Below are 22,008 nucleotides of genomic sequence, written 5' to 3' on the forward strand. Positions count from 1 at the left end.
CAATATTGCCTTCCTTTAGCGTCATAGCTGAGCATTCCGCGGGTCAATGAGCAGCCGCAAATGGTTGCCTAGCTTATCAAACGCGCGTACAGTCAGCAGCAATCCGAGTCCCGGAAATAACGCAAGCCACCACATTCCCGTCGATAAGTAACGCATGGATTCAGAAAGGATAATTCCTATTGCGGGCTGATGCGGTGACATGCCAAGGCCAAGGAAGGTTATCGCCGCTTCATGCAGCACAGCATGTGGGAACAACAGCAGAAAACCAACCAACAACTGCGGAAATAAATGCGGTGATAAGTGCCTCGCAGCAACAGACAAACGTGATCTTCCGAGCTTCCTCGCAACTAGCACATATTCCGCTGACATGAGCTGCATCGCCTCCGCGCGAATCACTCGAGCAAGGCTTGGCCAATGCGTCAGCATGATGCCGATGGCTACCCCTTTAAGGCCGCCCCCGCAAACAAAAGCTATCAATATAAGCAATACGAGATGAGGTACGCTTAGAAAAACATCAATAAGCCAGGAAATAATGCGATCAGCTGTCTTCCCAAGCGTTGCCGCCATCAATCCCATCATCGCTGCAATAAGTACACTGGAAATCGAACCGAGCAGCCCAACTTGAATGCTAAGTGCCAGTCCCTTTACGGTGCGGGAAAGCATATCCCTCCCCAGCCAATCGGTTCCGAACAAATGAGTTAGCGAGGGAGGCAAGTTCCGATTATTCAGCTGAACTGAAAGTCCCGATGAATCAAGAAGCCAGCTACCTATGCCGATGCTTACAAGCAGAAGCGCTGCACCTATTGCCGATATAAGCATTCGTCGCCGTTCGTTTGAACGCTTCCGAGCAGCTGGTTTCTGTAAAATCGTAAGCTGATTCATCCTTGCGCCTCCTTCCCGTACCTCAGCCTTGGATCAACCATACGGTAAAAATAATCAGCTATCGCATTGCCAGTGAATACAAAGATCGTACTGCATAAGACAAGCCCCATAAGCAGCGGCACATCACCGCGAAGACCCGCTTCTACCGTCGCTTGACCGAGTCCCGGATAAGAAAACACCTGCTCTGCAAGAACAGCTCCACCGAACAATTCGCCAAATGAAGCAAACTGCAGCGTAATCGCAGGCAATGCAATGTTGCGAAGACCATGTCTAAGAAACAAACTCACACCATATTCACCTCGTGCTCTGGCAAACAAATAATAATCGCTTTCCATCACATCAATCAGCTTCTGGCGTGTATGGAGTGCAATCGGTGCGATGCCCACGACACTCAGAGTAATACCTGGCAAAATCATATGACGAATATAATCGGCAGCCGTTACGCTCCCTGCCAATACCCCAGCAGGAACACCAAGCCCTACTGGCAGCCAGCCGAGCCATACAGCAAATACCATCATAAGCAGCAGGCCGATCCAAAAGGCAGGCGTCGAAGCCAGCGTATAACAATAGCTTTTGATCAACCGATCCAACCATGAATCCTTCTTTATAGCTGCGGCCACGCCAGCGGCAAACCCAATAATGCCTGACAGCGTCCATGCGAATGCCATGAGCAGTACCGAGTGCAAGAAACGATCCGCAATCACCTTCGTTACAGCCTCTCTGTATATCATTGAGGTGCCCATATCTCCTTGCAGCAGAGCAGACGCCCATTTTATAAATCGTTCAGCGAATGGTCGATCAAGTCCCCAATAAGCAGCAATCTGCTCCCTTTGCTCTGCACCGACACGCATGACATCTGCTCCAATATACGATTGCACGGGATCAATCGGCGATAAAGCAACAAGCGCAAAAGTAATGATGCTGACCGATGCAAGCAGCGCAATTAATCGGATAAACTTTTTCCCTACAAAAACAATAACCACCTGTAGCATGCTGACAACCTCTCCCGCCCGTTACTCTTCCCAGCGCCAGCTCTCAATATTGTCCGTTACAGGCCATCCGTGACCATGCGGCTGAATACGCTGCTTTCCGATATTAAGCTTGTCCTTCACGAGAAACAAATGATCAATATTTACGAGCCATGCCCATGGAGCATCGCCTTTTGCACTCAGTCCCGTTTGTCCATCCCATTGCGCTTTTTTCCAATAGGCCTGTGCTTCTTCCTCCGTACGTGCGTCCAATGCTTGTTCAAACAGCTGATCCACGGTCTGGTTGCTGTAATAACCCGTATTGTAATAGTCAACGCCACCAAATGTGCTGCTGTATAGATTGTACATTTCGAGCGGGTCATGACTTCCCCAGCCTAGCAGCATAGCATTCGAATGCATCAGCTTCTCAAGCTCGTCCCAGCTTTTACCTTCAACTAAAATGTGAATGCCGGCAGCTTTCACCATTTCCGCCGCAGCCAGCGCTAACGATTGCCGTGTAACGTCACCTGAAGGATACAGAAGTGTAAACTGTGCTTTTAACATCCCTTTTTCGACGATACCATCACCATCGCTGTCCACCCAGCCTCCATCCGCTAATATTTTTGCGGCTGCAGCAGCATCATTATCCTTGACCTTCGTCTCATCATTCCACCATGGAAGACCATCATTCGCTGTATAGGCAGGTGAGCCATGTCCGTCCAAAATGCCATCGACCAGCTGCTGACGATCAATTACTGTATTGATAGCCAGGCGTATTGCTTTATCTGCGGTTACATCATTTCCAATGGGATAACCTTCTTCCGTTTTGCCGCCAGCTTTGACATAGGGGAATGCTATTCCGCGGTTATCTACTGTTTTTACTGCTTCAATCCGCATGCCAGCAACCTTTTGTTTGCTAAACGTGGACGGTATATAAGCAAGATCAACGCTTCCAGCCTTTGCCGCCGCGAATGCGCCGTCTTCATTTAAAAATAAGAAAGTCAGCTTCTGAAAATACGGCTTGTCTCCGTAATAGTTTGCGTTTGCCTTTACGATTAGCTGCTGTCCGCGATCCCATTGTACGAATGTAAACGGACCTGAGCCGATCGGATTTTCCGCATAACTGCTCGAATAAGCATGTTTAGGTACAATACCTGTCGTTATAAGATAATAAACAAATGTCGATTGCGGTTTCTTTAAATGAAACACAACTTCGTTATTTCCTGCTTCTACGTTTGCTAAATTAGTGAGATCAATCGCAGCTCCATTGCTGGCAGCTGTATCGAATGTAAACTTCACATCCTCTGAGGTTAACGGCTTTCCGTCGGAGAATACGACATCCTCCCGCAGCTTGACCGTCCACGACTTGCCATCCTCGCTTACGTGATAGTCAGCAGCCAAATCCTTCACAATATTCAAATCATCATCTCGTTTAAGCAGTGTACTTTGGAACAGCGGAGAGCCGTACCGTCCCCAGCCCTTAATCGGATCAAAACCGGTGTCCGGCTCTGATCCTACCGCAACAATTAGCTCATCTGTTTTGGCAGTAGTGTCTGCCGGCTTCACGCCGCTGCATCCTGTGATGATGAATACAACAATGATTGCATAAGTGATAGCTGAAACGATAGTTTTCAACCCAACCCCTCCTGTGGCGTTACATTAAGTAACACGATTATGTGATAGTGTAACACGACTTTGATAGAGTTTCATCCTTTTTCTTCAAAATTCGCTCAAAAAACGCCAGAAAAAAAAGAGGACCTAACATCGACAGCGTCGACATGTTAGAAATCCTCTTAATTGTACAATCCTATTAATAGATTCAAATATAACAGCTTCCGATCTCAAGTATGAGTATGCTCTTTGGCAGAATCATGTTTATCCGCATAAGTAACGGAGAGCTCGGCATAAATGACTCCCTTCTGTGCTTGAATCTGCTGATGCAGCGACCGCAGGCGCGACAGCTGTCCTCTCACGACGATGACCTCCAAGCATTGATCATGGTTTAAGTGGACATGCATGTTGGAAATAATATCGTGATGAAAGCGATGCTGCACCTCCATCAGAACAACGGGTAAATCACTGACATGGTGATCATATACGAGAACAATTGTACCTGCAACATGCTCCTGACCGTTCATTCGGGTTGGCTCAAGCAAGGCTCGCCTAACCAAATCACGAATGGCTTCCGATCGATTATGATAGCCAAGTTCGTCTGTATATCGATCAAATTGATCAATCAGCGGTGCCGGAAAGGACACGCCAAACCGAACCAGCTCTTCCTTTTCAGCCATTTGCTCACCCTGCCTGCTTCAGATTCGACATCTAGTTGATCGGTTTATTCAAGATAGGATAATCAACAACGATTACGTTATCAAGCAGCCCGTCCAGCAAACCTACAAAATGCTGATGTGCAGGATGTGGACCGTAGTCGAGCAAAGACTGCTGATCTTTAAAGGTAACTCGCAAGCCCAGTGTGTAACCTTGAATATTATCCGTTTCTGTCGTTGCATTACAGCCTGCAGTCAATTCAATGATGCCTGGAACTTCTGTTTGCAAGGAATAAAGAGCGCTCAGCAGCTCTTGTTCTTTGGTGCTAGAAAGCTTCTCTTTAAACTTAAATGATACGAGATGCTCGTACATATTCGAATAACTCCTTTCTTTTGTAAAATACGACGTTCTCCCTATCATATCATGGACTTCTATTCTATTGTTATCACGAATGTATTCACTGCCTTATGCTTACCTCGGCCATCGCTCATTAGCCGGGGGCAGCTGAGGAAATGGGGCATGCGGCTCCATCTGATACCAATAGGCTACGGATGAAATGTCGTCGGAGCGTTCGAACAGCTTCGTATGGTCGTGACCGATTTGCTGAATCGTCACACGCAGATCATTTTCAAATCGAATCGGATCGGGCAGATGCCAGCGGTACATGCCATGCATGGGTACATTATGACCATACCAAGGGTCGACCTCCGTCGTTTCCTTGTAAAACTTATAGCCCAAATACGCCGTGGAATACGATTCGGGTTCATTTGTCCGTGTATTGCTGAAGCACCATGCGCCTCCCACATAATCCTCCGTGCCCGTTCCACAAATCGTAGGCCAATCTTGATCGCCATCCATATAAAATTTGATCTCGCCTTCTCCCCACCAGTTCCGCTCGAGTGCGGCCCATGCAAGGTATGTGCCGATATATTGTCCTGCACCTTTGACATTATCCAGAATCGTATAGTCTTTGCCTATTTCCGTCACTTTCTCACGGCGCCACTGCGCGTGAAAATACGCTGCATTCTCTGGCAGCTCATCAACGAGCGAATAATTAAACGTATAGAAAAAACCATCTATGTTAGCAGCATGCTGATTTACAATCGTGATTTTCGCCGATTTCCGGAACGGCATTGGAATATAACAGTTCATGCCGCCCGTCGGAACGACAGCAATTGGAAGGGAATGAACGTTGGTTCGCACACCGAAGCCATTGCAGAAAAAATCACCGAGCGGAACGTCCACCGATGGGCTCGTCTCATCATCCCAGTACATGCGCAGAATAAGATCACGAAGCACGTATTGTGCCGCATGCCCTCTGCCTGTTTTGTCCGCGACAGTAATCCAGAAATGTTGAATTACTCCCGTCCCTTGAATATGGGCAAGCGTCACTTCTTCACCTTGACCCAGTGTTATGGCAGGCCTGCCTTTTCTTCCAATGCCCAAGTTGCTCGCTTCTTTACCGCCTTGCCCCTTCTCACCATTCACATTTTCTGCTGAAATGGATCGGGTACGCGCATTCGTGACGAGCGGAGCGGAGGATAAACCAAATCCTAGTCCGTGCTGCTGCAGCATAGTCCATCACCTCATGTATCAATTATTGTTTATTATCGAGCCTATTATATAATGATAGATATGATTATCCCTTACCTTTTATTGTTAAGTTGTTTATCATAAATTGCTGAGGTGATCGATATGCAGGTCGATAAACTGTCCCCCTATATTCGGGTGGCTATGGACAGTGTGCTGGAGCCTACGTGGAAGATGGATGAGCGGGTTATTTGGGATTATGAACTGCTATACCTCATGGAGGGTCAAATGCTCGTAACCGTGGAGGATGTTGTCTATCACGGAAAGGCTGGAGACTGCTTCTTCTTTAAGCCCGGGCAAAGACACGCTATTCAAAATATTGGCGGAACGAGAGTCCGCCAGCCCCATGTTCATTTTGATCTGTATGTTCAGCCTGACAGCCAAGATGTTGGCGTTTCCTTTAAACCGCTCCGTCAGATGAATACGAAGGAGAAGGGCTGGTTTCGTGATAATGAGCTATCCGCATCACCGTTTCTTATGCCTACTCATTTTCGCCTTGGAGACCCATTTCCTTTGGAACAATCGCTCTTCGAATTGATTCGCGAATTCGAAACGAAACCTCCCTTTTATGAGATCCGTATCAAAGGCTGTTTGCTGGCGATTCTGTCCCTCATCATGAGAGAGCAATATTGGGGCAGCAAAACGAAAAGTGATGGACAGCTGGGGCTGCTTACGGATGTTCGTTCATACATCGAGCATAACGTGCACCGCTGCATCAAGCTGGATGAGCTGTCTGAGCGATTCCATATAAGCAAATTCCATTTGATCCATTTGTTCAAAAACCTGTTTCAGCAAACACCGATTCAATATCATCAGCAGATCCGTATTGAAAAAGCTAAAATGATGATTCAGTTTACTTATTTGCCGATGCAGGATATCGCTGAGCAGCTCGGCTATTCGAACATTCATGCTTTCAGCCGCGCATTCAAAGGGAGTGAAGGCTGCAGTCCTTCCAAGTATCGGCAGGAAAAATAAATAGAGGCTGCCCCTAAAGTAGAATGATCTACATTGGGGACAGCCTCTCTTCATTTTACATAGCCTTGTTCATAAACATAACTTATACGCGATGAATATTGAATTCAAACGCCAACTCTTGATTTGCTGGAATGAGATATTCGTCATGGACTGGCGCACCCCAGCTGTCGTCACCGCCAACACCCATTTGTCTGCCGGCTACGGTAACTACCGTATAATGTACGTTCGGCAGCTCGTAATGATGGCTGGCACTTTCAAGCTCAAATGCTGTATAAGGCGAAATATTGCATTCTACCGGCTGCGCTGCAGGCGCTGTAATTCGAATGCCGCGACCATAATCATTCGTAATATTTACACGGCGAACGCCCGTGCGATTACCTGATTCTTGCGGCACGACATAGCCGGAAACATTGTCAGCGGCATTGTTGCTAAACTCACAAAGCTTAGCACCAAATGCCCGGTCAATGTAGTTCTCTTCCGGCCCCATGGCATACCAATCCAAATGGCTATAATCTGCGGGAACCTTGAATGATAATGCGAATATTGGCAGCTTCGGCAGCCCTTCCGCTCCATTGTAGCGGGATTTGACGTTCAAGCTGCCGTCTGCGAACACGGTATAAGCTACGGTGACAAGCACTTCCGTGCTAATGCTCAGCTTGTACTGGAAGGTAACGGTTGCACTTCCAGACTGCTCGGTAAGTTCAACTTGAGTACATTTGCGTGTCAGGCTTGCCGCAAACCATACGCCGGAATCGAAGCCGAGCGAGAAGCCTTTATCATTATCCGTTGTTGCACGCCAGAATAATGGCGCCGGTGGAATAGCAATCATCTCTCTGCCCGCATAATTGACCGATGTGAGCGTGCCTGCCTGCTTCGAGAACATGATGCTAAAGTCGCGACCATGCATGCCAATGTTAACATCGCCTTCGACAACTCGAAGTGAACCTTCCGGCAGCACGGCTTCCACACGATTTTCCACTACAAACACAAATTGTCCGAAGGAAATCTCATAGCCCGCTTGTGCCCATAATTGATCTTCTTTCAATGTGAGCGCAGCATGCAGTACATACTCCCCTTGCTCCGCTGCCTCAGGAAGCTCAAGCTTCACATATGATTCGCTTTGTGCAGCCACATCAACGGATAATGTACTGCGGAATATTTCTTTACCTTCAAGATCGAGGCAAACAACTAAATCATATGCATACGTACCCTCGAACAAATTCTCATTCTTAATCGTCACGCCATGGCGATCAGGAATAAGCTTCAAGTTCTGATAAAGAAATTTTACTTCCTGCATCTTCGGTGATTCCTTGCGATCCGCATAAACAATACCATTCGTACAGAAGTTATAATCCGTCGCGCGATCATCGAAGTCTCCGCCGTAAGCAAGAAACTCTTTACCATAGCGGTCCTTCTTCACGATGACCTGGTCAATATAGTCCCAAATGAAGCCGCCTTGATACATCGGATACTTTTGTTCAAGCTCCGTGTATTTATGCATGCCGCCTACTGAGTTGCCCATGGCATGCATATATTCACAGCTAATATAGGGCTTTTGCGGGTCATCGTTCAAATACTCTTCGATATCAGCGGGCTTAGCATACATCCGGCTCTCCATGTCGCTTGTGTCGTTATATTTGCGGTTATGGAATACACCTTCATAATGAACTAAACGGCTAGGGTCCGTCTCGCGGAAATAATTCGATACGTTCAAGAGCACCTCGCCTGCATAAGCTTCATTGCCCACTGACCAAATCAGAATAGATGGATGGTTCTTATCGCGTTCAACCATGGAAATCGCACGATCCATCACGATAGGCTGCCATTCCGGCTTGTTTTCCGGGATGTTCCACGAAGGCTCAACTGCGCCCATTTTCTGCCATGAGCCATGCGTCTCCAAATTCATCTCATCGATGACATATACGCCATAAATATCACATAGCTCATACCATAACGATTGGTTCGGATAATGAGAGGTCCTCACCGCATTCAGATTGTTGCGCTTGAGCGTTGCAATATCCCAAAGCATATCATCCTTCGAAATCGCTCTTCCTTTGCGGCTATTGAATTCATGGCGGTTAACGCCCTTAAATACGATACGCTTGCCATTTAGATGCATGATTTTATTGATCATTTCAAATTTGCGGAAGCCAACCCTTTGAGGAATCGCTTCAATGAGATGACCTGCTTGATCATAAGCCGTAATATAAAGCATATACAAATAAGGCTTTTCTGCACTCCAAGGGATCACTACACCTGCATCTAATGAAAGGGATAAGGATGGACCTTCGACCGAATCAGAGGAAACCGTCACAACAGTTAAACCGTCTGCATCCTTTAGTTCCATCCTTATTCTCGATGGCTGCTGTCCTTCGAGTTTCATATCTGCTTGAATACTGCCATTAGTATAGTCATCATTTAAATCTGCATGAACAAATAGATCACGGACGTGGATACTTGGAACGGAATACAAATAAACATCACGGAAAATGCCTGAGAAACGCCAGAAGTCCTGATCTTCCAGCCAGCTGCCCGTACTGCGCTGATAAACTTCAACCGCAAGCTTGTTTTCGCCATCCACCAAATAAGGCGATAAATCAAACTCCGCTGGCGTAAAGCTGTCCTCGCTGTATCCCACAAATTCACCGTTCAACCATACATAAAACGCTGACTCCACACCTTGAAACGAAATGTAGACTGGTTTTTGCTGCATATTAGCTGGTACCTTAAAATATTTAACATAGCTGCCGACAGGGTTATGATCCTCCGGAATAGCTGGTGGACGAATATCATGATGACCGTCCCAAGGATACATCGTGTTTACATATTGCGGTTTGCCGTAACCCTGCATTTGGATATGTCCCGGCACGTTAATATCTCCCCAGCTATCGCAAACATAATCCAATTGGTAGAATCGCTCTGGACGATCCTCCGGTTTCACGGCATAGCTGAATTTCCAGCTTCCGTTTAGATCATAGCGAAGTGCCATTTGGTCATCAGCGGCTGCTTCCTCTATTGATTCGTAATAGCGATGATCAGAATGTGCTGGCAGCCGGTTCACAGCAAATACGCTTAAATCGGTAAGCCAATTTATCGTCGGTTTCATTTCATTCATTTTATTTTCCCCTTAAATGGATTTAAAAGTCAGGCGGGCTGCGGTGAAACAAGCAGCCCGCCTGACTCTGATTATGCTTATTTTACTGAACCCGTCATCCCTGCTACGAAATGCTTCTGCATTAGGAAAAACACTAGCGCAGTTGGAATCGTGGATATAACGATCGCTGTCATAATAATGCCGTAATCCGGTGAATAGCTCGATCCTAGATTGGATATGAGCATCGGAATTGTTTTCTTCTCCGGCGATTGCAATACAATGAGCGGCCATAAGTAGTTGTTCCAGCTCGACATGAACGTAATAATTCCTGCCGCTGCATAGGTCGTTTTCATTGTAGGCATGAAGATACGGAAGAAAAGACTGATTTCGTTAAGCCCATCAATTCGGCCCGCCTCCAGCAGCTCCCGCGGAAACATCTTCGTGTTCTGACGGAAGAAGAAAATAAGAAATGCTGTGGTAAAGGTCGGAAGGACTACACCAGACAACGTGTCTATGCCGAGAAAGGGAACAGCTTGCGATATGCCTGCAAACATTTGATACAACGGTACCATGATAGCCGCAAAAGGTATCATCATGGATAACAGCAGGATGTTAAATACAACATCCTTTGCTTTGCTCTTATAAATCTCAAAGCCATAACCAGCGAGTGAGGCAATAACCATGGCCAATATGGTTGTTGTGACCGATATTTTTGCCGAGTTCAACAATGCTGGAACAATATCTACCGTCTCAAATAACTGACTTAAATTTTCAAACAGCTGGCTGCCGGGAAGCAATCTTCCCTTCGTTACGTCAGCCGACTTATTCGTAGCGCTGATAATCATCCAAAGAAATGGAAAGATGGACACGAACGCAGCGACACTTAGAAAAATATAAACAAAAATGCGTTTTAATTTATCCATTTTTATCACCTGCCGCTTTAAACTGTACAAATGCCAATATGATGATCATGATGACGATGGAATACGACACGGTTGCAGCATAGCCGAAATCGGACGAATACTTGAATGACAAATTGTAAATATATTGCGAAATGGACATCGACGCATTACCTGGTCCACCCTTCGTAATATTGACAACTTCATCAAACAGCTGCAAGGTTCCGATCGTTGAAGTAATGGATGTAAACAATATGATCGGTTTAAGCAATGGCACCGTAATGCCAAAAAACTGTCTCGTAGAGGAGGCGCCATCAATTTTTGCTGCCTCATAAATCGAGTGATCAATATTTTGAAGCGCGGACAAGTAGAAAATCATATTATAGCCAGTCCAGCGCCATGTGATTGCAATGATAACTGTTATTTTTGCCCAGAAAGGGTCCGTGATCCATTGAATCGGTGTCGAGACCAAATGGAGATTAGTCAGCATTTTATTGACCAATCCGTCTGTAGCAAACAAGTATTTAAAAATAACGGAATAAGCAACGAGTGAGGTAACGGCCGGTAAAAATATTGCCGTACGGAAAAAACCTTTAAATTTCAGCTTGCTGTCATTTAGTAATACAGAAATAAACATAGCCAAAACAATCATAACGGGTACTTGAATAATCAAATAAATAAATGTGTTTTTAACGGCAGTCAAAAACGTTTTATCGCTGAATAGCCGAACGTAGTTATCAAATCCTGTAAATGATAGATTCATACCTTTACCGGATTTAAACGATAAAATGAGCGCTTGAATCATCGGATAGAAATAGAACGCCGCAATCATAATGACGGCTAGTATAACGAACATCCATCCAGTTAAGTTGGCTCTCGTGCGAATACTCACGCCAGGCCTCGCTGCTTTCACGTTAGCCTAACCCCTTTCTTTACGGAAAAAATAAAACCTTTAGACTCCTCCAGCTCCTGCTGCCGGAAGCCGAACATGCGAATCAGGAGTAGGAGAAGCCCCAGGTTTTATTCACTTGCCGTATGCTCTGATTTATTTAACTTGCGTTTCTGCTTGTGCTTGAGCATCGCTTAACACTTTATCGATTGTTTTGCCGCCTAAGAAATTTTGCATTTCTACAACGAGAATATCTTCAATCGCGTACGTGTGCATGCCGTAGTTCACTTTTGGAATTTTTTCTGTCCATTTAGCGAAATCTTCAATGACCTTTTGTCCGCCGAAAAATTCATCCGATTGCTTGTACGCATCGCCAGCAGCTGCTGCTTTAAGTGTACCGATTGCGCCAATCTCTGTTACAAGCTTCTGATAAAGATCTACATCCGAACCAAATGTTTGTTTCAAGAATTCTGCCGCTGCTTCTTTGCCGTCAACGTTCATGACATACCATGAGCTGCCGCCAAGGTTAGAAGCATTTACGGAATTCGGGTTGTTCGTTAGTTTAGGGAATGGCACGACTGCCCATTTGCCGGACTGTGATGCTTCAGCCTTAACGGAAGCTGTAATCCAGTTGCCGGTAGGGATCGTTGCTACATCACCGCTATTGAATCCACCAACAAATTGGCTCCAGTCAGAAATAACCTTCACGATGTCAGCGTTCATAATTTCTTTGTATGTTTCAAAAGCTTCTTTAAGCGCTTCGTTGCCTGCTAAGTTAGGTGTAGTACCGTCTTCCTTCAAATACCATGAGCCAGCAGATTGGATCATCATGCGAATGAGTCCAAGGTCATTCGGATCTTGTGTAAGAAGTGCTTTGCCTGTTTTGGCTTTCACAGCTTTACCGATCTCGATAAACTTCTTCCAGTCAATATCTTGAAGGTCAGCTAGCTTATAGCCTGCTTCTTCTAAGTAGTCTTTTCTTACGTACAAGCCTGCAGCGCCCGTATCAAATGGTACGCCGTATTGCTTGCCATCTAGGCTAGTTGGCCCGATTTTGTAATCGGCAAAATCGCCTGGCTTAATGAAATCTGTTAATTCGAAAAATGCTTCTGGGTAAGCTTGCAAGAAGCTTTGTGCACGGTAATCTTCAATCAACACGATTGTTGGCAAGCTTTTTGTTGTACCTGCGTTCAAACCAGCATTCAATTTTTGAATAATATCCGCTTGCGCATTTTCAACGATGTTAACTTTTAGAGTGGAATCCGGATTTTTTGCTTTGTAGGCTTCGCTTGCGCGCTCCATAGCACCGATGTTAAAAGCTTTATCCCACGCCCATACTGTAATTTCCTTCGTCCCCTCAGCAGGTGTACCGCCATTGTTAGGAACATTGTTTTCTTTACTAGAACATGCGGTCAGCAGTACGAAGCTGGCCAACATAATTGCAAGTAGTTTTTTCAATTCATTCAACCCCTTGGATACTTATTTGAAAGCGTTTGCCGGCTAACGATTTTAATTATATCAACTCGATAAATTGACCCGTTAGCAATATATTTGTGTGCTTTTGTCATTCTATTGTTACCTTTCCAATCGTTATTATGTAATTGTGATTTATTTTGTTTATTGGTATTTTTTTTAGGAGGATTTGAGCGGAATCCTAATTTTCACCCGTGTTCCCTCACCGATATCACTCACAATTTCAACGCCAAATTCCTCACCATAGAGCAAAACGATCCGATCTTGAACGTTTCGAATGCCAATTCCAGAGAAAAAATGGCTGCCGCTGCTCGAGCTGTTGTCCTGATTTTCATGGTCATAATCCTTCATGCCAACCCCATTGTCGACGACTTCAATCACTAATGCATTTTCCTCGCGCGAGAAAAGCACATAAATATGTCCGTCATTTCGCTCTTGGAAGGCGTGAAAAAAGGCATTTTCAATAAATGGCTGGATGATGAGCTTCGGCAAATGATACCCATAACAATCATTCGAAACAAAATAATTGACGACAATTTGCTCGCCGTAACGAACATGGTTAATGAAAACATAGTGTTTTAAATTGACGAGCTCTTGCGCTACGCTGATTGTTTCGCTGATGTTGCTTACTGTATTTTGCAATAATGAAATAAGTGAATTGATCGTGGCTGCTGCTTTTTCCTTGTTGCCCTGCTGCACTAATATTTTGACGGATGCTAATGTGTTATAAAGAAAATGAGGATTAATTTGCATTTGCAGTGCTGAAAGCTCTGCATTGCGCTGATCCTTCTGCGTCTGAATCAGCTGCTTAATATAATCATTTAGTTCATCCAACATATAGTTGTAAGCATTTCCGAGCTGCTTAATCTCATAGCTGCCTGTGACGTTAATATAATTATCGAAGTGATTGGCCGTAATACGCGACATTTGTCTAGCGAGCATCGTCAACGATTTCGTCAATCTTCTTGATATAAGAAATACGATAATAAGTGCACTGAAAACAATGGCAATACAAATAAGCGCGACAGTCTTAAAATCAACCATCTCGCTGAGCACTGCTTGCTTGTCGATTAAATTAACGAGATAAAAATCATAAACGGGCAGATATTGAGAGAGCACCAAGTTGCTTTTCCCCAACACGCTTACATCTTTAAAATCTAATTTTTGCTCGTCAATTTCTTTGGCGTAACCGAGCAGAGCATCTTCTTGTTTTCCTATAAGCTCATGACGATTGCTCGAAACGACCAAACCAGATCGATCCAAAATAACGACATCATTGCCTCTGCTTGTGAAGCTTGAATAAAACCGTTTAAATTCACTTTCCTTTATTGCAAAATAAACAATGCCGTATTTTTTCGCGCTCGTCTTTTCCATAAGTGCCCTGGATGCAACGATAATCGGATCTTCTGCTGACGTATCAACCATGTTCTCAATATCCAACTGATAGATTAACCGCTTTGGCGCGACTAGCGTATTCTCGGTTAAGCGGCTATTTCTTAGCTTCTCCAAGGAACTCGGCCAATAATAGCTGTCTGTCGAATGGTTTTTACCATTAATCCCTGTGATCGTAATGGTGACGGGGTATGCAGCGACATTGGACTGAATCCGTTTCATTTGCATGCTGGCCTCATAATAACTGCTAACCGACGAAATAGCGTTTTTATCCGGCTTTGTGAGGAAACCTTTTATCGAACCATTTTGCAGCACATTATTGGAGGCGGTGACGATCGAATAGTTGAAGGATTCAAAGTTCGCTTTAATTTGACTGATGATTTTAGAATTTGTAATGCTGAAGGTATTCATGAACAGCTTCTCTGACATTTGTATCATGACGGTAGAGGTAAGCAGCGACACGGCAATGATGCTGACAAGCGTAACCGTAAACATTTTTATAAATAGGCCGTGATATTTAAATTTGTCCAAAAAAACTCTCATAACCTAATCCCTCTTCTTGCCCATGTATTGTTTTCTATAATGACTAGGCGACAGACCTGTCAGCTTCTTAAATACTTTCGTGAAATAACTGTGATCTGAGTAACCAACCATGCCGCTAATCTCAGAAATGGACGCTGCGTCTTGCTGCAGCAGCTCAGCCGCTTTCTCCACTCTGATTTTATTCAAATATTCACTAAAGCCTTCTTTATTATGCGCTGTGAAATAACTAGACAAATACGATGGATTAAAATGAAAATGCTTGGCGATCTCCGTCAGACTAAGCGGCTCCGCATAGTTCTCCCGAATAAATTGCAGCAGCAGCGTCATATTCGGGTTGCTGCTTGCTGCTCCTCTCACCTGAACCACGTCATTCACTTCGTTAATAAATGCTTGTAAGAGCGCAGCTGCCTCGTTAACATGAGAAGATTCACCAATGGATTTGAAATAGGCATACTTCGTTTCATCTAACTTTTTCATCGCTGGGTCAAGGCGGCCCAGTAAAATCGTTATATTAAAAATGACATTGCCTAAGAAGGATTTAAACTCGAAAACATCGGTTTTATATTGGCTTGAACGGCTATTCACATAATTGAGCAGCTCGCCAAACGCTTCATCGAATTGCCGTCTGTTCAAAAGCTCAGTAAATTGATTCATGTTGAAGACATCAATTTCATCCGAGGTTTTTGGAAGTTTGCCATGTACGATCAAACGATTGGAGGGCGGAAGAAAGTAACGGTAGGAGTTTAATTTCAGAAAACTGTTCTTGTAGTTCGAACCAAGCTGCCTCAAATCATCAAATGTCTCACCGATCGTCCAACCAATCTCATTCAACCGCTCTCCCGACCAAGCAACAAGCTCTCTGCCTGCTCTTACCAAGCTATGCTGATCGCTTTGATCCATATTGACGAGAAGTGCTGCCATATTAAGTTCTACCGGCAGTGCAAAATAAACCGCCTGCGGACATTCGCTGCTGAGTACCGCTTTCATTTTGTCGAGCCAATAGGAATCATCATATCTTTCCCTGCTCATGCTGTTCAGAGACTTCAAATCTGCCCCAATCAGCCGATAGCTGTTATGAGGAAATGCTTCTGCAAGGACGTGGTCATCCACATCGATCTCGTAACCGGATATTAGCTTCTCTACAATATGTTTAATGGATAAAGCCTCGTTAGTTGATTCCACTAGCTTCAGAGACGGAATTTTTTGCGCCGTTCGTTTCACCGTGTCTAATAGCTGAATAGCTTCAAGCTTAGGTTTTAAAATATAGTCAACTACGCCGCTTTGAAAGGTCGACCTCACATAATCAAACTCACCATAACTGCTCAATATGATGACTTCAATCTCTGGATATCTTGCCTTTATTGCACGAGTTAACTCTTCTCCGCCCATAACTGGCATAACGATATCAGTGATCACAATATGAGGCTCGACGCGCTCGATCAGCTCAAGCGCCTCTTTTCCATTTGATGCCTCTCCTACAATCTGGAAGCCCTCCTGCTCCCAATTTAACAGATGCTTAATTCCCTGCCTGACTAATAGTTCGTCATCTACAATAACAACACGACATGAAATTTCCATTCGTAAACCTCCGCCATCCCCGTCATTTTTTTCTATCAAATAAGAAGGCAATCATTCATAATAGCTGCGAATAACAATATCTTGGTCATAATTCCCGAACCCTTTTCCATAAAGGGTGAGACCGCCGCGGCCATGCGACGTATCATCCGCCCTTATGCGGAATGTCCACTGCGAACGATTCCATGATACATCATCAATCGTCATATCAGAAATTTGCTGACCATCGATAAATGAACCTTTTTTATTTATTCGAAGCACCTTTAATAAGCCATACTGGTTAACGTCAGAATGCCACCAATCTGGTGAATAACGGCCTCTCATCCGGCCGAAGTCGCCAGGACTCGTCCACATGCCAAGCTTTTGCTCATTCAGAGTAAATTGAATATCTGACGGCCAATTCTCATTGACATAGGGTGCCTCTGATCCAATTTCAAATGATATTTCAATTTCCTGTACGACCTGATCCTTAAATAAATAATTAGGAATTTTGTATTCAACAAAACCTCTAGTGAACCATAAAATCCCTGCTTGAACACGCTCAGGATCCATAAAATAAGTGGGCATGTCATAATGCCCGATCATCTTCTCCGTCGATGCAATGCCGCAGGTCGGAGCAGCTTCAATATCCGTATAATGTCCAACCGGCATGGACACTTCCTTATATTTTCTAGAACTCTCTGCATATTTAGACAGTTTAACTTGGAGATACTCTGCCGACAAGGAGCAATATTTATAAGTGCCTCCATTTATTCTGCGCATTCTATAACTAACTAGGCCGGCATTTTGCAGCTTGTTGACATGGGTGCTTACAATTGCGCTGCTCAAATACAACTCTGCAGCAAGCTCCTTTATATGCATCTCTTTGTTGTTCAGCAAATCAATAATTTGCAAGCGCACTTCGCTCGCAAGCGCTTCGTATACACGCAGCGACGCTGCATCGGTTGATAAATACATGTGAAACTCACCCGCTTTTACAATTAGTAATTTAGTTAATCCTAAAGCAATTCACAACAATCGTATTGAATGTATTTATTTATTATGATAAATATTAGATATTAAATCAACAAATATGAATTAGTTAATACATTAATTCAACTAGGAGGAAAATTATTCATGTCTATGAAATCTACCATGCATATTGATAAAAACTTCACACTTTCCGCAGTCGACCCACGGCTCTATGGATCATTCATTGAGCACTTAGGCAGAGCGGTATATGGGGGAATTTACGAGCCCGGCCATCCTACCGCAGATGAAAACGGCTTCCGCGGCGATGCATTGGAGGCCATTCGCTCTTTGAATGTGCCAATTATACGTTATCCAGGAGGAAATTTTGTATCCGGCTATAATTGGGAGGATGGCGTCGGGCCTAAATCCGAGCGCAAACGTCTTCTTGATCTTGCATGGTGGACAACAGAAACGAATGAAGTAGGAACAAACGAATTTGCAGATTGGGCGAAGCTTGTCGGCTCAGAAGTGATGATGGCTGTAAATCTTGGAACACGCGGCATTGATGCGGCTAGAAACCTTGTTGAATATTGTAACCATCCATCAGGGTCTTACTACAGCGATCTTCGCATTTCACATGGCTATAAAGAGCCTCATAAATTTAAAACCTGGTGCTTAGGGAATGAGATGGACGGACCTTGGCAAATCGGGGCAAAAACTGCTGTGGAATATGGAAGACTTGCGAATGAAACGGCCAAAGCAATGCGCTGGGTCGATCCATCCATCGAGCTTGTTGCTTGTGGCAGCTCATCTAGCGGCATGAGCACTTTCGCGGAGTGGGAAGCAACCGTGCTTGACCTTACCTATGATCAAGTGGACTTCCTATCGCTTCATACGTATTACAACAATAACGAAAACGATTCCTCCAACTTCTTGGCAAAATCGCTTGATATGGATCAGTTCATTTACAGCGTAACAGCCATTTGCGATTATATGAAGGCAAAGAAACGGAGCAAGAAAAAGCTGATGCTCTCGCTTGATGAGTGGAATGTATGGAACTCGATAGGCTCAAGCCGAGCAGAAGAGCTTTGGCAAGTAGCTCCACCTGAATTCGAGGATGTGTATACACTTGAGGATGCACTGGCTGTAGGCTGTTTCCTGATTACGCTGCTCAAACACGCGGACCGCGTAAAAATGGCATGTATCGCTCAGTTGATTAATGTCATCGCCCCAATAATGACAGAGACCGGCGGGCCATTATGGCTGCAAACGACCTATTATCCTTATCTTCACGCTTCCGTTTATGGAAGAGGAACCGTGCTTCATCCGATTATTTCATCACCAAAATACGATTCCAAGGATTTCACTGACGTTCCTTTTTTAGAAGCAATCAGCGTTTTCAATGAGGAACTAGGTGAAATTACTATTTTCGCCGTCAATCGTCATTTATCCGAAGGACTTGAGCTTGATGTAGATGTGCGCAGCTTCGGCGATGTAAGCATTATCGAGCATATCGTTCTGGAGCATGATGACTTGAAAGCAAATAATACGAAAACGAACCCAAGCAACGTCGTACCTCATAACCGCGGCACTGCCAAAGCTGATCATGGAAACGTTAAAGCGATGCTCGGTAAAGCATCTTGGAACGTGATCAGACTTCAAACTAACAGAGGTTAATTAAGCCTCTCAGAATAGAAAATATACTAAAAAACCGCTGAAGCTATAGCTTCAGCGGTTTTTTTCTAGTTCTATTGAATATGAAGCATTCGCATTCGCATAGCTCCAGCTGGCGTCTCAACCGATATAATATCTTCTATGCGGCTCATCAGCAGCTGTCTTCCGACAGGAGAGAGGAACGAAATGTTATTCTGCTCCGGATCTGCGTCATGGGGATAAACAATTTTGAACGTATCTGAGGTAGCGTCATCCAAATAAGAAATGGTAACCTCGCAGCCTATAAATACGGTTGATGGCAATCGCTCATCCGATGATTTCAGCTCTTTCTCGACAAACTGTACATATTCGGTAATAAATTGATAGATTTGCTTACGCTCTGACTCCTGTTTGGGCGCATGCGCATCAAGAAAAGCTTGCTTCTCTTCTCCCAAAACTACGAGCTGAAGCCTTAGTTGATCTCTAAGGGTATTTAAGGGAAGACTATGGTTCATAGTATACTTCACCCCCTAAAGACGTATTGCGCAGCGGCAAGGTTTGGACGATGATTCGCATCATTTGCTGCTTCCTCCTTATAAAAATATAGGCCTCTAAGAGTAGAGGCCTTGCTCCCATATTATCAGACTTCAATCAGAAGTCCAATCTCTAGTTTTATTTGATCGAACCATTGAATTAACCTAGCGCTTCTCTATCCTCATTTGTCTCGCAAGGCAGTAGCACAAGCATTGTATAAGGGAGTTTCATATTGTATAGAAGACTACTAGGAAAGGAGCTGACAATATTGTCTTGCAGACCATTTTGTCCGACAGTCCGGGTATATGATCCTCCAGTAACGGTTACCAGAGATGTTTTCCATCCACAAATCATAGAGGTAGTTCACCAAGTAAACGTTGTTACACGTCATCACTGTGTTCCTTGTGAAAAACACCTTTATCAATACTGCTATGTTGATGAAAATCAAGTAGGTGGCGAACAAGAAAACAGATCAAACCGTTCGCATAAACGCCATAAAAGCGAGAGATCCTATATTTCGAGAGCAAAAAAGAAAAAATCAAAAAAATAGTTGAAAGACAAAGAGAGCCTTCTTTCAGAGGCTCTCACTTTGTTCACTTTTACATAGAAATGCGTATTTAAGGTGTTGTAGCATCATCGTTTGTTATGGCATCATCCGTCGTATCAGGGGTGTTATTGGCGCCGTCTTCAATCACGTTGCTGTTGCCATTATTGTTAACATCCTTATCATTATTGCAAGCGGAAGCGGTAAAAATAACAACTATACTCATCATCGTTATCAAAAGCAATTTATTAAGCTTTTTAGTAGGTTTATTCATGCTCAGTGCTCCCTTCAGCTTCGTTGTATGATTATTCTTAAACAATACTTACCCCGCAGGAAATAATTGAATCAACAAAAAAAGACCGGAATCGGTCTCTTTTCTTTGAAATCGCCTATGAAAACGATATAGAGTCAATAAAATGATCCTTTGCGCATCTCAGTAAAATGAAATAATCCAGATCGATGATTCGATTCTCTTACCTTGTCGATCATTTCGCACAAGCTTACCATCGTATCCGTATCTCTTGTTGATGAAGCGATCTGATACAGCGTATTAAAGCTTCCTAAAGCATTCTCTTTATTAACTGCCCCGCTCTTCAAATTACTTAACACTCGTTCGCTCTCACTGTTAATGAACCAAACTATCCGCTTTCTGAAATTCGAATTAGTCATGAGCAACCCTCCGCTGTCAATAAAATAGCACCTGTTTAGTATAGCTTCATGAATAATAAAACGTTGTCGAAGTAAGAAGTCGAAAAAAAATATTTCACAACAAAAATCCCGCTCCTTCACGGTTAGTGAGAAGAGCAGGAATATTGTCATGCTACTATAAGCATATATTCGTTCTAAATGATGTATGGATTCGCTCCTTCAAACAAAAATAATTATATAAATTTATAGCTAACAAAAGCGAGCTCGCGGCTATCCGGCGACCAAGAGTTCACATTGATTGTGCCCTGGCCGCCAAATAATTCAGCAATGACAGCATGTGGTCCGCCTTTGCTTGGCATTAGACGAATTTCAACATCTTTATTGGCAGGATGATCGTTCGGCTCAACATCACCCTTGCGGTATGTAATATAAGCAACGGATTCACCATCGGGAGACACATGTGGAAACCAATTATTGCTCTCATCAAATGTCATTTGAGTCTGCTCGCTTCCATCAACGTTCATGCGCCATACTTGCATCAAGCCAGTTCTTGTCGAATTGAACCAAATATGTAGGCCGTCCGGCGAATATTCCGGTCCATCATCCAGACCAGGCGTATCGGTCAGCTGTGCTTCGATCCCGCCGTGAGCCGGTATCGTATAAATGTTGTACTGACCATTCCTTTCTGCACAGTAAGCGAGCGAGGCGCCGTCAGGAGACCAGCCGTGCAAATAGCTTGGCGCTAACGGTGTGATTAGGGCAGGCAAACCTTCAGATAATGAAAATATATAAATTCGTGATTTTCCATCTTCCTGCGTGTGATGGCTTACCGCTAATTGTGTATTGTCAGGTGACAAAACATGATCATTGTTGCAATGATTGGCATACCCCGACTCGATCAGCTTGCTTTCCCCAGTTGCTAGCTCAAAGGTGTAGAGCAAACCTCCGCTGTTATAAATAAGATGGTTGCCGTCTTTGGTCCAGTTTGGCGCTTCAATTAAATGATTAAATTCAGCCAAAACTATGCGTTCGCCAGTTTTCACATCGATCTTTTCAAGCATGCTGACTAATGTGCGCTCTTCATTATTTCGGGATTCTTGTGCAGCTTCCATCTCATATCTACCGCCTTA

Annotated in this window: 19 protein-coding genes; 2 read left to right on the top strand and 17 right to left on the bottom strand. The window is 44.1% G+C overall.

Annotated features, from left to right (window positions below):
- Positions 1-21: 21 nt before the first annotated feature.
- From AC1DOV_RS28210 to AC1DOV_RS28235, 6 genes are all read right to left on the bottom strand, one after another.
- Complete coding sequence (locus AC1DOV_RS28210) at positions 22-882, bottom strand: ABC transporter permease (RefSeq protein ID WP_477551609.1); 861 nt, start codon at positions 880-882, stop codon at positions 22-24.
- Positions 879-1,874 carry an ABC transporter permease gene (locus AC1DOV_RS28215; RefSeq protein WP_477551610.1) on the bottom strand — a complete coding sequence of 332 codons (996 nt, stop codon included), beginning with the start codon at positions 1,872-1,874 and terminating at the stop codon, positions 879-881. Before AC1DOV_RS28215 ends, AC1DOV_RS28210 begins: the two co-directional genes overlap by 4 nt.
- Before the next feature lie 21 nt (positions 1,875-1,895).
- Positions 1,896-3,437, bottom strand: coding sequence for an ABC transporter substrate-binding protein (locus AC1DOV_RS28220; protein WP_441882209.1), 1,542 nt, complete (start codon positions 3,435-3,437; stop codon positions 1,896-1,898).
- A gap of 254 nt (positions 3,438-3,691) precedes the next feature.
- On the bottom strand, positions 3,692-4,141 hold the full coding sequence (gene nikR, locus AC1DOV_RS28225) for a nickel-responsive transcriptional regulator NikR (protein ID WP_339208511.1): 450 nt from the start codon (positions 4,139-4,141) through the stop codon (positions 3,692-3,694).
- A gap of 31 nt (positions 4,142-4,172) precedes the next feature.
- A complete protein-coding gene (locus tag AC1DOV_RS28230; RefSeq protein WP_083682390.1) occupies positions 4,173-4,490 on the bottom strand; it encodes a Dabb family protein in 318 nt (105 codons plus the stop codon).
- A 99-nt stretch (positions 4,491-4,589) separates the two neighbouring features.
- Positions 4,590-5,693 carry a glycoside hydrolase family 172 protein gene (locus AC1DOV_RS28235; RefSeq protein WP_477511226.1) on the bottom strand — a complete coding sequence of 368 codons (1,104 nt, stop codon included), beginning with the start codon at positions 5,691-5,693 and terminating at the stop codon, positions 4,590-4,592.
- Positions 5,694-5,813: 120 nt separating this feature from the next.
- Between AC1DOV_RS28235 and AC1DOV_RS28240 the strand changes: the two genes are divergently transcribed.
- Entirely contained in the window at positions 5,814-6,683 is an 870-nt protein-coding gene (locus AC1DOV_RS28240) for a helix-turn-helix transcriptional regulator (protein ID WP_477551611.1), read from the top strand.
- 82 nt (positions 6,684-6,765) lie between these two features.
- On the opposite strand, the gene lacZ is transcribed toward AC1DOV_RS28240, so the two are convergent.
- The 7 genes from lacZ to AC1DOV_RS28275 all read right to left on the bottom strand — a co-directional run bounded on the left by lacZ (position 6,766) and on the right by AC1DOV_RS28275 (position 17,505).
- On the bottom strand, positions 6,766-9,798 hold the full coding sequence (lacZ, locus tag AC1DOV_RS28245; RefSeq protein WP_477551612.1) for a beta-galactosidase, LacZ type: 3,033 nt from the start codon (positions 9,796-9,798) through the stop codon (positions 6,766-6,768).
- Positions 9,799-9,875: 77 nt separating this feature from the next.
- Positions 9,876-10,700, bottom strand: a complete 825-nt coding sequence (locus tag AC1DOV_RS28250; protein ID WP_076270107.1) for a carbohydrate ABC transporter permease — start codon at positions 10,698-10,700, stop codon at positions 9,876-9,878.
- Positions 10,693-11,532 (bottom strand): carbohydrate ABC transporter permease, encoded by an 840-nt coding sequence (locus tag AC1DOV_RS28255; protein WP_372239025.1) that lies wholly within the window; start codon positions 11,530-11,532, stop codon positions 10,693-10,695. The genes AC1DOV_RS28250 and AC1DOV_RS28255 overlap by 8 nt, the downstream gene beginning before the upstream one ends.
- 189 nt (positions 11,533-11,721) lie before the next feature.
- Positions 11,722-13,023, bottom strand: a complete 1,302-nt coding sequence (locus AC1DOV_RS28260; protein WP_441882073.1) for an ABC transporter substrate-binding protein — start codon at positions 13,021-13,023, stop codon at positions 11,722-11,724.
- Between the two features lie 174 nt (positions 13,024-13,197).
- Positions 13,198-14,973 carry a sensor histidine kinase gene (locus AC1DOV_RS28265; protein WP_477551613.1) on the bottom strand — a complete coding sequence of 592 codons (1,776 nt, stop codon included), beginning with the start codon at positions 14,971-14,973 and terminating at the stop codon, positions 13,198-13,200.
- A 3-nt stretch (positions 14,974-14,976) separates the two neighbouring features.
- The gene (locus AC1DOV_RS28270) at positions 14,977-16,551 is read right to left on the bottom strand and encodes a response regulator transcription factor (protein ID WP_477551614.1); all 1,575 of its coding nucleotides are present in this window, start codon (positions 16,549-16,551) and stop codon (positions 14,977-14,979) included.
- A gap of 51 nt (positions 16,552-16,602) precedes the next feature.
- Complete coding sequence (locus AC1DOV_RS28275; protein WP_441882064.1) at positions 16,603-17,505, bottom strand: ArsR/SmtB family transcription factor; 903 nt, start codon at positions 17,503-17,505, stop codon at positions 16,603-16,605.
- A 159-nt stretch (positions 17,506-17,664) separates the two neighbouring features.
- On the opposite strand from AC1DOV_RS28275, the gene arfA reads away from it, so the two are divergent.
- Positions 17,665-19,176, top strand: a complete 1,512-nt coding sequence (arfA, locus tag AC1DOV_RS28280; RefSeq protein ID WP_477551615.1) for an arabinosylfuranosidase ArfA — start codon at positions 17,665-17,667, stop codon at positions 19,174-19,176.
- Between the two features lie 71 nt (positions 19,177-19,247).
- Here arfA and AC1DOV_RS28285 read toward each other — a convergent pair whose 3' ends face one another.
- The 4 genes from AC1DOV_RS28285 to AC1DOV_RS28300 all read right to left on the bottom strand — a co-directional run bounded on the left by AC1DOV_RS28285 (position 19,248) and on the right by AC1DOV_RS28300 (position 21,990).
- On the bottom strand, positions 19,248-19,667 hold the full coding sequence (locus tag AC1DOV_RS28285; RefSeq protein ID WP_477512628.1) for a GreA/GreB family elongation factor: 420 nt from the start codon (positions 19,665-19,667) through the stop codon (positions 19,248-19,250).
- A 636-nt stretch (positions 19,668-20,303) separates the two neighbouring features.
- Positions 20,304-20,504 carry a hypothetical protein gene (locus AC1DOV_RS28290; protein WP_339208498.1) on the bottom strand — a complete coding sequence of 67 codons (201 nt, stop codon included), beginning with the start codon at positions 20,502-20,504 and terminating at the stop codon, positions 20,304-20,306.
- 134 nt (positions 20,505-20,638) lie between these two features.
- Positions 20,639-20,899: a hypothetical protein gene (locus AC1DOV_RS28295; RefSeq protein WP_076270117.1), complete on the bottom strand. Its 261-nt coding sequence runs from the start codon at positions 20,897-20,899 to the stop codon at positions 20,639-20,641.
- A gap of 212 nt (positions 20,900-21,111) precedes the next feature.
- Positions 21,112-21,990, bottom strand: coding sequence for a TolB family protein (locus AC1DOV_RS28300; RefSeq protein WP_477551616.1), 879 nt, complete (start codon positions 21,988-21,990; stop codon positions 21,112-21,114).
- Between the last annotated feature and the right edge of the window lie 18 nt (positions 21,991-22,008).

The sequence above is a fragment of the Paenibacillus sp. 01T47 genome, from assembly GCF_056398245.1.